This window comes from Chryseobacterium ginsenosidimutans (assembly GCF_039536845.1).
Lineage (GTDB): Bacteria > Bacteroidota > Bacteroidia > Flavobacteriales > Weeksellaceae > Chryseobacterium > Chryseobacterium ginsenosidimutans_B.
Genome location: NZ_BAAAZJ010000003.1, coordinates 1,463,070 through 1,479,802 on the forward strand (window position 1 = coordinate 1,463,070; position 16,733 = coordinate 1,479,802).

Below are 16,733 nucleotides of genomic sequence, written 5' to 3' on the forward strand. Positions count from 1 at the left end.
TATGATCACCCGCTCCATCTATATCGGCAATCCCGCTTACCTCAAGCTCAAAGACGAGCAAATGTACATTATGGAACCTTCTTCCAATGAGATGAAAGGCAAAGTTCCGGTGGAAGATTTGGGTTTGCTGATGTTGGACCATTTTCAGATTACCATTTCCCATCAGCTCATTCAGAAAATGATGGGAAATAATGTAGTTGTGGTCAGTTGCGATTCTCATCATTTACCACACGGAATAATGCTTCCGCTTTACGGACACACCGAACATTCCGACCGGATCAAAGACCAATTAGAAGCCAGCGAACCCCTCAAAAAACAACTTTGGAAGCAAACCATCGAATGTAAAATCGAAAACCAAAAAGAAGTATTAAGGAAATTAGAAAACTATTATGAACCAATGATTGATTATCAAAATAACGTCAAAAGTGGAGATATTACCAATATGGAAGGCATTGCAGCACAACATTACTGGAAATACCTCATCAGTCTTGATTTCCTGAGACAGCGTTTTGGAGATTCGCCCAATCAGTTTTTTAATTTCGGTTACTCAGTTCTCAGAAGTATTGTAGCGAGAGCAATTGTTGAGACAGGATTGCTTCCGGTGCTCGGAATTTTCCATAAAAATAAATATAATCCATACTGTCTTGCAGATGATTTGATGGAACCTTATCGTCCATTTGTTGATTTATTGGTGATGCAATGGCTTGAACTCAACCAGGAAACAGAAGAATTGACTAAAGAATTTAAAGCTTACATCTTACAGATTGCGACCAAAGATGTGAAAATAGATGATAAGACCAGGCCATTGTTGGTTGCTGTAAAAACAACGGCCACCTCACTGTATAAATGTTATACAGGAGAAAAACGTCTGATCTCTTATCCTGAACTGATATGAATGCCGAAAGGTTTAATGCATACCGTATTATGTGGGTTTTAGTATTATATGATTTACCGACAGAAACTAAAGCCAATATGAAAGATGCAAACCGCTTTCGTAAATCTTTGTTGGATGATGGTTTTACCTTATTTCAGTTTTCGATGTATGTACGACATTGTCCGAGTCGTGAAAATGCTGAGGTTCATATTAAAAGAGTGAAATTTATGCTCCCGAAAGCAGGAAAAGTAGCCATAATGTGCATCACCGATAAACAATTTGGTGACATCGAAATATTCTTTGCCAGGAATAAAGAAGAACCACCGCCAACCTTCCAACAGCTTGAATTATTCTAAATTTCAAATCCTAAAAACGAAAATAATCTACTGAAAATCAGTAGATTATTTTTTGAGGCTGTGATCAATCACGAAGATAATAATTTTTGAAAGCAATTCACAACGGCGACGAGGAGGACAAGAAGAAAAACGGCGCTGTGATCAATCACGAAGATAATAATTTTTGAAAGCAATTCACAACTACCGCTGCAGCTGAACCTTGACTTTGGTGGCTGTGATCAATCACGAAGATAATAATTTTTGAAAGCAATTCACAACAATGTTTTTAAAGAAAGGTTGAAGTTTCTTGCTGTGATCAATCACGAAGATAATAATTTTTGAAAGCAATTCACAACTTCACAACCTCATAAGCCATATTCTGAAGAGCTGTGATCAATCACGAAGATAATAATTTTTGAAAGCAATTCACAACTGAGCAACTTCCGCTTTTACACCTCCTACAGCTGTGATCAATCACGAAGATAATAATTTTTGAAAGCAATTCACAACCACAGGAACAATAAAGAAAATACAGGAAACGCTGTGATCAATCACGAAGATAATAATTTTTGAAAGCAATTCACAACCAGGAAGTTGCCTTTCCTACCGTTTCCAATGCTGTGATCAATCACGAAGATAATAATTTTTGAAAGCAATTCACAACAACCGGAGAAAATATCATTTTGGTAGGATCGCTGTGATCAATCACGAAGATAATAATTTTTGAAAGCAATTCACAACTGAAAAAGCAGCAGCTGTTAAGCGAAATGTGCTGTGATCAATCACGAAGATAATAATTTTTGAAAGCAATTCACAACTGAAAACATCCGAAGGAATCAAAAAAATTCGCTGTGATCAATCACGAAGATAATAATTTTTGAAAGCAATTCACAACGCTCCGAGTGTGGAGCTGTATTATTCAAACGCTGTGATCAATCACGAAGATAATAATTTTTGAAAGCAATTCACAACCAAGAAGTTGCGTTTCCTACTGTTAGTAATGCTGTGATCAATCACGAAGATAATAATTTTTGAAAGCAATTCACAACTGTATCCATTGTAGGGAGCAGTATATTGAAGCTGTGATCAATCACGAAGATAATAATTTTTGAAAGCAATTCACAACAATCCGATATTCTAAAAATTGAAAAGAGGCGCTGTGATCAATCACGAAGATAATAATTTTTGAAAGCAATTCACAACAGAATAGTTCTTGATCTGGCGAATATTTTAGCTGTGATCAATCACGAAGATAATAATTTTTGAAAGCAATTCACAACAATTGATACATTGACAATCCATCCTCAAAGCTGTGATCAATCACGAAGATAATAATTTTTGAAAGCAATTCACAACACCTGGAACGAAATACTGACAAACAAAAGAGCTGTGATCAATCACGAAGATAATAATTTTTGAAAGCAATTCACAACAGCCGAAGCGGTTACGTTTTGCGAAAATGCGCTGTGATCAATCACGAAGATAATAATTTTTGAAAGCAATTCACAACGTAGGAAAAGTATTTTCAAATATTTAATTAGCTGTGATCAATCACGAAGATAATAATTTTTGAAAGCAATTCACAACTGAAGGCGTTTATTTGGAAGAAGGAAACAAGCTGTGATCAATCACGAAGATAATAATTTTTGAAAGCAATTCACAACGGGCTTCAAGTCGCAACGTCCGGACAAGATGCTGTGATCAATCACGAAGATAATAATTTTTGAAAGCAATTCACAACATAATGCATTATTGGATAAGCAGAATTAAGGCTGTGATCAATCACGAAGATAATAATTTTTGAAAGCAATTCACAACAATTGGAACAGTAAGCCCGCGGGATATTATGCTGTGATCAATCACGAAGATAATAATTTTTGAAAGCAATTCACAACATGGCGGGCGTCACTAAATACGATGTTTTCGCTGTGATCAATCACGAAGATAATAATTTTTGAAAGCAATTCACAACTGAAAATTCGACGAGGATTTATTTATTTTTGCTGTGATCAATCACGAAGATAATAATTTTTGAAAGCAATTCACAACATGGGCGGGACGTTTAATCCAGTTGCAAAAGCTGTGATCAATCACGAAGATAATAATTTTTGAAAGCAATTCACAACTGTGGCGGATGTGTTCTGGCGTTCAAAGTAGCTGTGATCAATCACGAAGATAATAATTTTTGAAAGCAATTCACAACCGCTCAGTACTGCGAACAATTTAAATATCAGCTGTGATCAATCACGAAGATAATAATTTTTGAAAGCAATTCACAACGTTTTTAATGGCTGGAATTTCATCCGCTATGCTGTGATCAATCACGAAGATAATAATTTTTGAAAGCAATTCACAACTCTCTGGAAACTATATCTAATACTTCTAGCGCTGTGATCAATCACGAAGATAATAATTTTTGAAAGCAATTCACAACATGCTCGTCATCACTTTCTAAATTGGGTTCGCTGTGATCAATCACGAAGATAATAATTTTTGAAAGCAATTCACAACAACCTCTATAACGATAATTATCATGGATATTGGTGTGATTTTCCTTCCATCCGGATCGAACATATTGATCGGGTTATTTCCTACATAAGCAAACGGAGAAATAGCGTTATACATTTCTGCTAATTGATCCATCCCGTTCTATCTTCCAAGCTCGGGCATATACTGTCTCCATCCGTAATCCAGCATTCCGGATTCTGTTTGAAGCTCCTTACCGTTATATTTATACTGATAAGAAAGATTTCCTGGCAATACATTGTACCCCTGATGCTTCAATCCAAAAGGATAGTAGTTGTTTTCTTCAAGAACTTCTGCGCCACTTCCATTATTGAAATAGCTTAAACGCACATTTCCCAAATGGTCTGTATAGCTGTAAATATATTGATTTTTTTCAAAATTATAATATCCTTCAGAAGTAGGAACAAATTTTAAAGGTATCGATTGGGAAGGTTTCCCCCAAGAATCTGTGGTTTCATACTGAAAGCCATCCAAATATTCGGTAATGATATTCTGTTCATTGTTAGTGCTTACAGAACCATAGGTGTATACTTTTCTTAGTTTTGTACCGTCTGCCCTGTAAAGATATTGGGTATTAACATTAAAATCTCCCTCGAATCCCAATCTTGGAACATAGGTTTTATCAAACTTTACATAATCCGGAAGGTTCAGTAATTGTAGGTAATGCCAAGAATTCCTTTATCAGTCTGATTAGTCATATTTCCGTTATCATCATAAGAAATGGTGTTTCCTGAAGTATCGGGATAACCGCTGTAATTGGTAGAGCTGTCTGTAACCGAATTCAGTTTGTTGCTCTTGCCGTTATTTGCATAAATATACGCCAGGTTATCCATTTGTGAAGCCGTTCCGGAAATTCCTTTTGTATTTCTTTGCAATGATAGGATATTGGAGTTCATGTCATAGGTTACCGTTTCATTATAAAAATCGTTGGAAGGTACGGAAGCATCGGGTTCGGAATAGATTCCTTTTTTGAGTTTGTTCAGTGCGTCATATTGGTAATTATCTTTTTCTTATCAACACATCTGGAACACGAATAAAAAGTAGATTGCATTTGGGGGGGTAAATTTCCTTTAAAATTAAAGAGAGTAACCATTTCGGTTACTCTCTTTTGATGATTTTTATAAGTAATGTTATCTTAAATATTGATTAATAAAGGAAACCAACACATCTGGAACATTACCGGAACATTACCACATAATCTATTAATGTGATAGAAAATAATTTAAAGAGAAAATAAAATTAACAATAATGATTATTGTAATAAACCAAATAATTAATGAATATTTTTGTGTTTTAGCTTTTGGGTATTCTTGAAATTCTTGAAAATAAATTTTCCATTTTTCATTAAAAATAAATAAATATAAATTAGGGAAAATAAATACAACAAGGGTAATAATAACCAAGCTTACTTTTGAAAGCACAGTCAACGTATAATATAAATATGATAAAAGAAATGTCGATTCTAAAAATGCTATAGAAATTACAGCTTTAAAATCTGACAAAGTTTTAGGACTTGAAATATAATCCCAAAGTTTGTAAAAATGATAAAAAATATAATAATAAAATTTCATAATATTTTATTTAGGCTCATGAGCCCCTGTTAAATTAATCCTATATGGCCCTGCTTGATTTATTCCATTATCTAATTCAGCCTGTACTTCTCCTAAGTCTTTTGTGTATCCACTTAATCCACCTGGATATAAATTATCAAACCCAAAATAGACTATTGAAGGCATTGTTCCAATTCCTGTTAAGCCATAAGCACCCATAATTGTATTAGCAGTAGCTTTTTCTGGAGAAACAGCATTTGGCGAATTAGGATTCTTTTTATATTCTGGAACTCCATATCCCCAATCAAGCACACCTCCTAAAACAACAGTTCCAATCCCCACACCCTTTCCTAATTTAATTAATTTAGTACTATTAATTAAACTTTCAGACTTTAAGAATGTTTTTCCATTTCCATAGTATTTAATTCCTCTATAAATAAATGGAGAGTTCGGACTAGCCGTTCCAATATATCTTCTATATGATAAATTTGACATATAAGTTGCGTTAAAAGACAATAGTGTATTGCCTAAACTTAAAGGTGTATATATTGATATTTGTGAGTTTTCCATTTTTTCAAGCTGTTTTTCAATTGAGCTTACTAAAGCAAGATGCAGCAACATCATATTGTAACTTTTGTTACCCTTTTTTCCTGTCATTACGAGCTCAGGAATTTCAACATCAACTTCTTCTCTTGTAGAACTTGCTCCCGATCCACCTGACGATGTGGCTGAACCACCTCCACCAGACTTATAGGAAAGTTCATCCATTCTGCTAAAAAAACTACCCATCTGATCCGGGACTCCAACAAACTGCATTAGAGCAGCATTATTTTTACTACCACCCCCTGCATAAAACATCAGCATGGTAGTGGGAAGCATTGTCGCTTTTATTTCATCTTCCTGTGTTTGTGGTTTTCTACCATCCGGATCAATATAACTGATAGGATTATTATAAGCATAATTGTAAGGAGAATATCTTCTCATCATTTCAGCCAGCGGATCAATCACTCCCCAACGTCCGATGTCTGACATGTACATCCTAGCTCCGTAATCGCTCCAACCTGTTTCTTTCTGTAACTCTTTTCCGTTGTATTGGTAATTGTAAGAAGGATTTCCAGCCTGAGCATTATATCCTTCATGAGGATAGAAATTGTTTTCTTCAAGAACTTCTGCGCTGCAAGATGGGTTTTTAAAGTAACTTAAGCGTACATTTCCCAAATGGTCTGTATAGCTGTAAATATACTTATTATCTTCAAAAATCTTTATTAACATAAAAATAAACAGGTAACCATTCGATTACCTGTTTTTTATTAATTTTATTTAAAATTAATTTTATTAATATTGATGAATAAAAGAAACCAACACATCTGGAACATTACCTATTTTATACAATGATTTTGATATAAAAGCCCCGGTATAGATTTTGAATCTGTTATAGAAACTTCTTTATTTGATGGATCATCATGTTTTTCAATATTTCCGTCTCTCCAATGGATTATTAATTTTTTTAACACACTCGTTTTAGTGTCACAATTAATTTGTAAATAATATTCTGTAAATTCAGTTGATGGATCATTTTCGAAAGTTTCTTCTATCTTGTTCCATATACAAACCTTATTTCCATCTCTCCTTTCAAATTTTTCGTATATTTTATTTTTGTTAGTATCACTTGCTAAAAATTTATATTCATTAGTTTTTTGAGCATAGGCTAATAATGATGTAAAGAAGCCTATAGTAATTAATATCTTGTCTTTTTTCATTGAATAATTAATTATTTTCTAAAATTAAATCATTAATAGTTTTGCTGTCAACCGGTATTGGTAATTCATTTATATTCCAGCCATTTATAGGTGAAATTATATTTTGATTTAAAGGATATGTTTCTAATATCTCACAATTACTTGGTTTCAATGAATCATAAGCTAAAAGATATTTCTCATTTTTCTTTAAATCTAAATTTATGGTGTATTCATAGCTTCTTCCATTTACATGGTATTCATAATCTACACCAACTCCAGTATTATTTTTATGATGCCAGTCACTTGTTACTATTGCTGTTGTATATTTTGTATATTTAACAAGTCTTTTAGAGTTTATACTTGATATTATAAAACCACAAATAATAACTAGGGCAACTACACCAATTACTAGAATATGAATATTCTTTTTAATCATTTTTTATTTTTATTTTGCTCAATTACTATATCAGTTGTATTAAAATAAAGTCCCGGTAATAAGGTTGTCCCAAAATAACCTCCTAAATAGCCATTTGTTAAACCATTATAATTTGCAAACCCCATTCCAAAAATACCTGTAAAGGCTTTCATTGAATTCATAATAAAATCATGATTGAAAGTTCCATCATATATTGACGTTCCAAAATTATTAACCATATTTCCTCCATAATTTAACCAGTTCACTTGAGTTGCTCCAAAACCACTTCCACCTCCTACAAATGCATTAATACTAGTTTGTTTCCAGTCTATGCTTCCTTTTATAGTTTGTTGTAATGCCATATCTGTAACTCCTCTTACCGCAGCTCCTTGTAAATAACCAGCAGCAGTTCCTCCTCCAAGTGTTGCAATATATGACATAGCAAATGGTGCAGCTAAAGCTCCTCCAAACATAAAATAAAAATTTCTTTCTACTTTATCTGCTCCTGTCTCTATGACTCTATTATATAAAAAGTCTCTTCTTAGATCTAAGTTCCATTCTCCTAAAGCTCCAGTAATCTTACTCATCATGAGTAATCTATTGTATTCAAAGTTTGCAGAATTTTTCCAAGTTTTTTTATTACCTTTTACATTAATAGTAACTTCAGGAATCTCTACATCTATATGTTCGGAAGTACCTGATGAAGAACTGCTACTTGCCCCTCCGCCACTTTTACTGTTCACAGACTTCAGTTTGTCCATTGCGACAAAGAAATCCCCAATATCGTCCGGTTGTCCGACAAACTGCATTAAAGCACGATTATTTGTGCTTCCTCCGCTTGCATAAAACATCAGCATGGTAGTGGGAACCATTGTCGCTTTTATTTCATCTTCCTGTGTTTGTGGTTTCCTTCCATCGGGATCAATATAACTGATCGGGTTGTTATAAGCGTAATTATACGGAGAATAACGACGCATCATCTCCGCCAGCGGATCAATCACACCCCAACGTCCGATGTCTGACATGTACATCCTAGCTCCGTAATCGCTCCAACCTGTTTCTTTTTGCAGTTCCTTACCGTTGTATTGGTAGTTATATGCAGGATTTCCAGCCTGAGCATTATATCCTTCATGCTTTAATCCAAACGGATAAAAATTGTTTTCTTCAAGAACTTCTGCGCCACTTCCATTATTAAAATAGCTTAAACGCACATTTCCCAAATGGTCTGAGTAGCTGTAAATATACTTATTATTTTCAAAATTATAATATCCTTCTGCTGTAGGTACAAATTTTAAAATGGTAGTTCCTGATGCGGATGGGATTGTTTTTGTTTCATACTGAAAACCATCCAGATAATCGGTGTCTGTTGTACTAAGAGCTGTAGCGGTTTCCGAATCTTTGTACTTATGAATCTTTTTTAATTTTGATCCATCGGCACGATAAAGATAAGTTGTATTTACATAGGTCTTTAAAAGTCTTCCGACACTTTGATTGAACTTAATATATTTCGGCAGATTCAGGAAATTATAATCAATCTGAAGAATTCCTTTATCGGTATGATCGGTCATATTGCCGTTGTTGTCATAATGAATCCTGCTTCCCGATGTATCAGGATATCCTGCGTAATTCTGAGAATTGTCCGTTACCGAATTCAGCTGGTTTCCTGTGTAATCATATGTAAGATTGTCGATTTCTGCTTTTAAACCCAACGAGTTTTTCCCGTTTCTCTGCAGCGACAGGATATTGGAGTTCATGTCATAGGTTACCGATTCGTTATAAAAATCGTTGGAAGGAACGGAAGCATCGGGTTCGGAATAGATTCCTTTTTTGAGTCTGTTCAGGGCATCATACTGATAGTTGTACTGTCTCAATACATTATCTGTGGCGGTTTTCCAGGTAACTTCGGCTATGTTTCCGTTGTATTTTCCTGTAGAACTGGATGTATTTAAAGGATTGTAATATTTCAATTCGTAACCGAAAAGTTTTGTTCCCAGATTTGCCGGATCATTCACCCGGGTAACAGAACCTCTGATGTTATAGGTATAATCGATACTTTGCAGGTTGTTTCCTACTTTTTTATTGGAAAGCTGTGAAAGCTCGTTATACGAATTTTCCGACAACAATTCCTGTGGCTGGCTGTTTACCTGATGCCACTGCTTTTTCAGTCGGTTTTGGTCGTCGTATTCAAAAACCTGGGAGATCACTTTTTCGGTATCTGAGTTGAGTCTTTTATGATAGACTTTGGTTTGTTTTACGACTCCTGCAAAATCAAGCTCAGATTCTGTTTTGGTGTATCCTCCCAAATGATTGATGGAATAGGTTGCTACTGCTCTTGCTTTGTTATCGTAATACACATAGCTTTTCGTCCAGTTATTGTCTTCAATATTTTTCACCAGACTCATTGTCGGTAAGACCTTGGTACTGATTGCAGCGTTTTGAACATCTGTGATCACATTCTGTCCAAATACCGAAGCTGGAAACGCCGGATTAAAGCTGTAAGAAGGATAGGTATCGTAATAATTAACACTTAAAACTTTGATCCCTGTAGAAGGAAAAGCATTCTGGGAATAAAATACATCCATTCCGTCTGAAGTAAAAGAACCTGAAATCCTTGCTTCATTGTTTTCAGGATTTACAGAAAGGTTATTCACATAGTTCTGTACTGTAGCTCTGGTATCCGTAGAAGGGAAAAATCCCGTATAAGCCACTCTCCCGAATTTATCATATTTGGTAAACATCCATCCCTGGGTAAGGAACGTATTGGTGGCTGTTCTCAGGTTGGCATCCTGGGTCAGGATGACCCTGTCCTGTTTGTCGTAGATCACATATTCCCATCCTTTTCCGGGAACTTTTTTCTCCACCATTTTTCCCATTCCGTCGTAACGGTACTGGTAGCAGAGATTATCCAAAGTTACCTGATCCAGTGCTGTACTCACAGCCAAAGGCGGAATTACATAGGCAAGCTGAGCGTATTCGTTGTACAGATAATAGGTATCTACGTCCTGTGTTCCGTCATTTTTTCTTACCAACACGGTCTGTCCTTCACCATTCTGAAACTCAACGGTCGTATTACCGTCTTCATCGGTTGCCGAGGTTTTCATCAGCTGATTCGCAGCGTATGGTGTTGAAACACTGATCTGAGCATCTGTTCTTCCGTCCACCCAGTTTGTGGTAATGATATACTTTTTTACTTCGCCGTCGATATTGGTGTCATATCCTAAATTCACGGGTTTCTGCGCCCATGCATTTCCTACGGAAACCACCTGTTTTACCCTGTTTGTATAGATATTGTCGTAGATCTTTTCGGAATAGATTTTCTCACTTCCGTAAACAGCCGAAATATTGTCATTGGGATTGGCATAAAAAGCTCCTCCGCTTGTACTTTGCTGCGGAATCGGAAGGTAATCTTTCACCTGTTTTCCTAGTGAATTGTATTCAAACGGGGTTACTACATCTCTCCCGAGCGGCGTTGCTTTGATGGCTATGGACTGAACAGGTCTTCCGAGTCCGTCAAAATATTGCACGGCTTCGGCTTTTTTTACGCAGTCTGCATCCAGACAGCTTTTGGTGTAGATGTAGTTTTTGTCTGCATTTAAACTGCTCTGCGCGAAAATTGTTAATGAAAAAAGAAAAGTGAGGAGTGAAAAATATTTTCTCTCCACCCGTTTTTCAACTGAGAGTCTTTTTATTTTTGTTGTTTTTTTGTTCATCATGATTAGTTTTTATAGTTGTACTGGTGTTCCTGCAACGTTTTGCCTGCTGCATCCGTTACTTTGATCAGCCTGTTTGCGGAATCGTAGATATTCACTGTTCTGATTCCGTTGGATGAAATGGAATTGGTTACTCCGATCATCGGATCATAGGTTGTTGCACTCACGGTATAATTCTGCAATGCAGTATCTTTACGAAGGTTTTCCAGTGCGGTCAATAACTGAGGTTCCTGAGTGGGATCATCACGATCTGCATTGGAAGCATTTATTGCTGCCGTTACTGTTGCCAGTGAAGAAACCTGGGCATAAGAAGCTCCCGCAATTACGGCAATAGGCTGAGTCTGGTAATATCCCCAAATCGTTGTCACCGGGATTCCGTTTTTCCCTGTGGTCTGTACCAGGTTTCCTTTGCTGTCATATATATCCAGTGTAGAAGCCGTAACCGGAGTCTGGGTCTGCATATTATAAGAAATAATGGAAGTAGGATAAAGATTCGAGGCATCGTCAAACTTGGTTTCTGCTTTTCCTACCAGCTTTCCGTTCTTTTTGGTGGAGGTTTCCAGAGGAATATCCACCATGTTGGCTGTCAATAGTTTTTGTACTCCTTTGTCTTCAGGATAGAGGAATGTTTTTTCTACCACCGTTCCGTCAGAAAGAGTTTCCTTGGTAGAGGATACGTTGTTGTATTTATCCTCAATGTTGGTCTCGGAAGAAGAAACCAGTTTCTTTGAAGGTGTCACATAGCTTTCGGTTGTAGAGCTTTGTTTGGAAATATTAATTCTTTTTGCGGGATTGTTTCCATCTGAAATATTGGCAATAGGAATTTCTTTGAACTGATAATTCATCTCTGTTTTCTGTAAAAGCTGATTCGTAGGGGTAAAATCTTCTTTTTTCTCAAGAATTCCCATCGTGCGGAGATAAACATCCATTTCCTGATCAGCCCCCAGATAGGAAGGTGTAATTCCTGGTGCTACAGCATAAGGGTCCTTGAAATAATATTTTGAATAATTTCCTCCTACCATATCCGTTACTTTAATATTCGTGTAACCGATCGGTTTAACTTCCTTTCGGGAATCATCCAGGAATAAGAGATCGATACTGTCATCCAGTACCACTCCGCTTGAACGGAGAGCATTATCAAAAACATTATATTCGTATTTTGTATAACTCAAAGGAGTAGAAGATCCGGTATTAAAATTCTTAATACTTTTAATACGCAGACCGTGTCCGTAATCATTTTCATCAATACGGGTCTTTTTAAAGGCATACAGGTCTATCGTTCCCTGGCTCTTTCCCTGAAAAGTGAAAGTAAGGGTTCCTTCACTTTCAAAGCTAAACATATTTTGGCAATAGCCTGTATTGTTTACAGCATTATAAGTATAAGGTTGGGGCTCAACACCATTAATATAAATAGTATATGTCGGCAGTGTTCCATGAGGTCCTGGAGGTCCGTAAGCTAAAGCCTCAACTTTCACCGCAGCTACCTTATAATCATTGGGAACTGTAAATGGCGCAGGATATTCTCCCGGTTCTGTTCTGTAGGTAATGGTCTGAATTTTTTCAAAAAGATAATTATCGTAGTAATTGGATGGAGAAGGTGCATAATCCCCCTGATAAAGGGATTGAGATTCAAATTCATATTCCGTTCTTCCTCCCGAAGGCAGGATAATACTTTTTAAAGCTCCATAGGTACAGATATCCTTGTTTCTTCCTTCAGGGCTGTGTAATATTCCACTGTCAAAATCACAATATTGAAATGAATTGACATATCCGAAGCTGTCATACGTATTATTAAATCCTATAGGAGTATCCAGATTATATTCAAATCTGGTTTTCTGAACCTGAGCATTATTTTTATCAAGATTGATCAATCCGGTTAAATTTTCTTCGGTTCTCTCAAAAGCATACTGGTTCATCACAGTACCTCGTGTATCTTTAAGCACCAATTTATCCAGAATATACCAGTCACTATCGGTATTGTCTGTTAGTAAAGGAGCTGTACCGTTGTGTCTGTAAGTATATTCTATGCTTCCTATACCGTTAACGGTAATTTTTTTGATCTTATTCTGCTGTAAAGTTCCTGCAGGACTGGAGATCTGCTGCGTTCTTGTTTCATATTCAATGACTGCAGTTTCTTCATTTTTAACATTGAAAATCTTAGTCAGTAAAAAACCACTGTTAATTAACTTTTGAGTACTGTTTATGGTTCCAACATTCATTTTGTTGATGTTCAGTTTATCAAAGAGATAAGTATTCCCTTTTGTATCTGTGATGGTAAAAGATTTTATTTTCCCTTCAGTAGTGTCCTTAATAAATGTGATTTTATCATTGTCAGGAGAGGTGTGTACTGCTTGAAGTTCATGAGAAACAGTATTTTCAGTGATGAAAAATTTCCCGCTTCCTCCCGGATAATTATAGTAATAGACATCAGAATAGGCGGGTCTGGATGCTGTTGTCTTGATATAGTCTTCTGCGATACGGGTTTTACTTCTCACGATGCTTCCGATACTGGAGAGATTCCAGCCCCTGCCTACGTCACTGATCAGGCTTGATGCGGCAAGACTTTCGGTGGTATAGCTTATAGAAAGGTTGATGCCTGCTCCTGTTGTGGGGATATCAATACCAAAGATGGGGATTCCGATATTGGGAATTCCCTGAAATACATTGGCATCACCATTGGTGACATAATCATATTTCTGAAGTCCAATAGCATCCGATTGTGCAGAAATATGGATATTTCCCAATAAGGCTGTCAATAGAAAAGCACTTACTATTATTTTTTTCATTATTTGTAATTTTTATTTTTTTATGAGTTTAGCATTCGCCGTTTTATCATTTGTTTTCACCACGACCAGATAAGCCCCCTGAATCAGAGGTTGTGTATTGATCTTGGTCACTTTATTCTTTGTTTTCAGGCTCTGTAGCTTTCTTCCTCCCATATCATACACCGAGATCTCTGCCTCAAACGCTCCTTCTCTCAGACCCTCAAACCCAAGCTCCACATATGCGTAATCAGATACAGGATTCGGATAAATCTTAATATCCTTTTTTTCTACCAGCTGATCAATTTGTTTATCTCCCAGTTTTACAATCTTCCAGTTCTCTTTTCCGAGCTCTTCCGCACTCGTACCCGCCAACACAATTGATCCGTCTCTGTTTAACTTAATGTCTGAAAGTCTTTCTTCACGTTTACTGGATTCTCCCTTCACATGTTTTCTCCACTGTTCGTTGCCATTTTGGTCTAAGTATAACATCCAGAATTTTTCATCGTCCGTTTCAATACGACCTTCTGCCTGAGTGTAACCTCCCAGTAAAATGCCTTGGGTTGATTGTTTTTGGTTGTCTGTTGATGGATGGTGAATCACGCTCATTCCCATGAGAACATCCCTGTTCTTAAAATTGTAAGATTTCTGCCAGATTTCTTCCCCTCTTTCATCGAGTGAAATCAGCCATAAATCAGTTCCTTCTTCTATTCCGACTGATTTATTTCCTGATCTTTCCGATCTTGATTCTCCTCCGATTAAATAGCCTGTTGAAGTCAAAGCCAGTGTTCTTAAATGGTCATCGCCTTTTCCTCCGAAGTTCTTTTCCCATTCTATTTTGCCGTCTTTACTGAGCTTAATGATCCAGTAATCGCCCTCTCCAAAGTTTTCGGTTTTCTTGGATCCTCCGATGTTGCTTCTGGAATACACTCCGAGTAAAGCTCCACCGTCTTTGGTAGGAATCATTTTCTCAACTTCATCGAGTCCTTTTCCGCCTAAAACGAGTTGGGATACTTCTTTTCCGTTTTTATCCAGTCTTATAACCAGAACATCTTTTGATCCGTAGCCTTTTACTGCGCCCTGAACATTTCCGGCAACAAAAAATCCGAAGTCGGTGGTTTGGATCACCGCTCTGGCTTCTTCATCCGATGTTCCACCAATGGTTTTCTGCCACAATTCATCACCAAATTCATTAATTCTGATGAGCCAGATATCAGATCCTCCTTTGGATTCTTCTTTTTTATCCAAGCCTTTTCCACTGTAAGAAGTGCCTGCTAAAACGAAACCTCCTTCCTGAGTATTGACTGTTGCTGACAGGAAATCATGGTTTTTCCCTGAGAAATATTTTTCCCATACTTCTTCCCCCTGTTGGTTGAGTTTAACCAAATGAAGGTCGTAGCCATTGTTTTGTTTTTGGTTGTTAGGTGATTGTTGACTGTTGTTAGCCCGAATGGAGCTTCCCGTAATCAGATACTGCTGATCGATGGTGGTGGTGACCTGTGAAAGGAAATCCTGTGTCGAGGATTTGATGTCACGTTGCCAGACCACTTCTTGAGCCGAAATGCCGAAGATTGTGCACATGGTAAGTGCGCTTGCAGAAAATTTTTTCATGCTTCTTAGTGTTTGAAATTTTACGTTATTATTTGTGTCGAAAGTAAGAAGAGTTTTACTTAAGAAAATAAGGGAAACCGCATTCTTAAAGAATTATTATTATTAGTAATTGAAATTAGTGTCATCATTTGTTGTTATCATGGTTTATTGTTTTACTATTATTTAAATATTGTAAGCTGTTATTCTCAATCTGTTGTGCAAAATTAGTTCTCATACACGACAAAGGATGTCGTATTATATAGAGATGCAGTATTTTGCTCTAAGGTTGGAAATTTTAAAATAAAAAGCGCGGAGCAAAAGCCAATCCGACAAAGAGGTACTGCGAAGAACCCTGTATCCAGAAAGACCTAGCCCGCGCCATATAGGTACACGGGCGTAAGTCTATCTTTTTTGGATACAATTAAGAAGATTCGCAGTTTTCTTTGTCCAAATCGATAGCTTACGCTTGTTTTCATTAAAATTATGGAGCGAAAATAAAAAAATAAATACACAATGCAAAAAATATATTCAGATAGTACTGATAATGAGGAGGAAAAATAAATTTTTATAGTGAAAAATATTCGCAATTTTTAATCATTAGATAATTCTGATTCTTAATATTTCAGTTTTTGATAAAAAATATTCTTTTAAAATATAAAATACATTAATTTCAATTAAAGTGTAATTTATTTGTTGATATTAATTGAAATAAGTTTGAAACAATATTTTTAAGTATCATTACGTTTGAATAAATATAAATAATATAAAATAATTTATTTTGATTAAATAAAAAAACACACTATGAAAAAGAAAGCAGAACCTCCCTTATATGATGACTAGCTAATAAATACTGTTCTGGCTGTTTTTGTAAAAATTTTAGATACCCTTAGAAAAGGGCAGGGTAATGAATCGCCGTACTACGACAGTGCAGATGTCAAAAGGTTACTGAACATCAGTGACAGTACGTTATTGCGGATCAGGAAATCCCAGAATATTCCACACGTCAGGATAGGGCGCAAAATATTTTATCCCAAATCGTTTTTCAATAATGCCTTCAAGAAATGAAGGTATTTTTTTGTTTTGAGATGAAATTTCTCAAACTCTAAAGGTTTCCATCTTAAATTATTTACATTTTTATAGTTGGTCAATCGCAAAGGTGCAAATTACAGTTGAAATACTGTTATAAGGCACAAGGATTTTATCTGCGATAAAATTTCACAATGCAAACTTAC

General features: G+C 36.1%; 11 protein-coding genes, 1 pseudogene and 1 CRISPR repeat array. Of the genes and pseudogenes, 3 read left to right on the forward strand and 9 right to left on the reverse strand.

Going from position 1 to position 16,733, the window contains the following annotated elements; all coding sequences use genetic code 11:
- Nucleotide 1: 1 nt before the first annotated feature.
- Entirely contained in the window at nucleotides 2-895 is an 894-nt protein-coding gene (cas1, locus tag ABD745_RS06875) for a type II CRISPR-associated endonuclease Cas1 (protein WP_344827132.1), read from the forward strand.
- Entirely contained in the window at nucleotides 892-1,230 is a 339-nt protein-coding gene (gene cas2 / locus ABD745_RS06880; RefSeq protein WP_034678328.1) for a CRISPR-associated endonuclease Cas2, read from the forward strand. Before cas1 ends, cas2 begins: the two co-directional genes overlap by 4 nt.
- A 57-nt stretch (nucleotides 1,231-1,287) precedes the next feature.
- Nucleotides 1,288-3,720: a CRISPR direct-repeat array (repeat unit 47 nt; unit sequence GCTGTGATCAATCACGAAGATAATAATTTTTGAAAGCAATTCACAAC).
- Nucleotides 3,721-3,858: 138 nt separating this feature from the next.
- On the opposite strand, the gene ABD745_RS06885 is transcribed toward cas2, so the two are convergent.
- The 9 genes and pseudogenes from ABD745_RS06885 to ABD745_RS06925 all read right to left on the reverse strand — a co-directional run bounded on the left by ABD745_RS06885 (nucleotide 3,859) and on the right by ABD745_RS06925 (nucleotide 15,522).
- A complete protein-coding gene (locus ABD745_RS06885) occupies nucleotides 3,859-4,338 on the reverse strand; it encodes a hypothetical protein (RefSeq protein WP_344827139.1) in 480 nt (159 codons plus the stop codon).
- A 44-nt stretch (nucleotides 4,339-4,382) separates the two neighbouring features.
- Complete coding sequence (locus ABD745_RS06890; RefSeq protein ID WP_344827142.1) at nucleotides 4,383-4,631, reverse strand: hypothetical protein; 249 nt, start codon at nucleotides 4,629-4,631, stop codon at nucleotides 4,383-4,385.
- Between the two features lie 306 nt (nucleotides 4,632-4,937).
- Nucleotides 4,938-5,306, reverse strand: a complete 369-nt coding sequence (locus ABD745_RS06895; protein ID WP_344827144.1) for a hypothetical protein — start codon at nucleotides 5,304-5,306, stop codon at nucleotides 4,938-4,940.
- Between the two features lie 894 nt (nucleotides 5,307-6,200).
- Nucleotides 6,201-6,533: pseudogene (locus ABD745_RS06900) on the reverse strand (RHS repeat domain-containing protein); the annotation flags it as partial.
- Between the two features lie 131 nt (nucleotides 6,534-6,664).
- Nucleotides 6,665-7,045: a hypothetical protein gene (locus ABD745_RS06905; RefSeq protein WP_344827147.1), complete on the reverse strand. Its 381-nt coding sequence runs from the start codon at nucleotides 7,043-7,045 to the stop codon at nucleotides 6,665-6,667.
- A 7-nt stretch (nucleotides 7,046-7,052) separates the two neighbouring features.
- Nucleotides 7,053-7,460 carry a hypothetical protein gene (locus ABD745_RS06910; protein WP_344827150.1) on the reverse strand — a complete coding sequence of 136 codons (408 nt, stop codon included), beginning with the start codon at nucleotides 7,458-7,460 and terminating at the stop codon, nucleotides 7,053-7,055.
- The gene (locus ABD745_RS06915) at nucleotides 7,457-11,152 is read right to left on the reverse strand and encodes a DUF6443 domain-containing protein (protein ID WP_344827153.1); all 3,696 of its coding nucleotides are present in this window, start codon (nucleotides 11,150-11,152) and stop codon (nucleotides 7,457-7,459) included. The genes ABD745_RS06910 and ABD745_RS06915 overlap by 4 nt, the downstream gene beginning before the upstream one ends.
- 2 nt (nucleotides 11,153-11,154) lie before the next feature.
- Nucleotides 11,155-13,935: a hypothetical protein gene (locus tag ABD745_RS06920; protein WP_344827155.1), complete on the reverse strand. Its 2,781-nt coding sequence runs from the start codon at nucleotides 13,933-13,935 to the stop codon at nucleotides 11,155-11,157.
- 12 nt (nucleotides 13,936-13,947) lie between these two features.
- Nucleotides 13,948-15,522: a T9SS type A sorting domain-containing protein gene (locus ABD745_RS06925; RefSeq protein ID WP_344827158.1), complete on the reverse strand. Its 1,575-nt coding sequence runs from the start codon at nucleotides 15,520-15,522 to the stop codon at nucleotides 13,948-13,950.
- 852 nt (nucleotides 15,523-16,374) lie between these two features.
- Here ABD745_RS06925 and ABD745_RS06930 point away from each other — a divergent pair.
- Nucleotides 16,375-16,566 carry a helix-turn-helix domain-containing protein gene (locus ABD745_RS06930; RefSeq protein ID WP_344827224.1) on the forward strand — a complete coding sequence of 64 codons (192 nt, stop codon included), beginning with the start codon at nucleotides 16,375-16,377 and terminating at the stop codon, nucleotides 16,564-16,566.
- Nucleotides 16,567-16,733 lie beyond the last annotated feature (167 nt).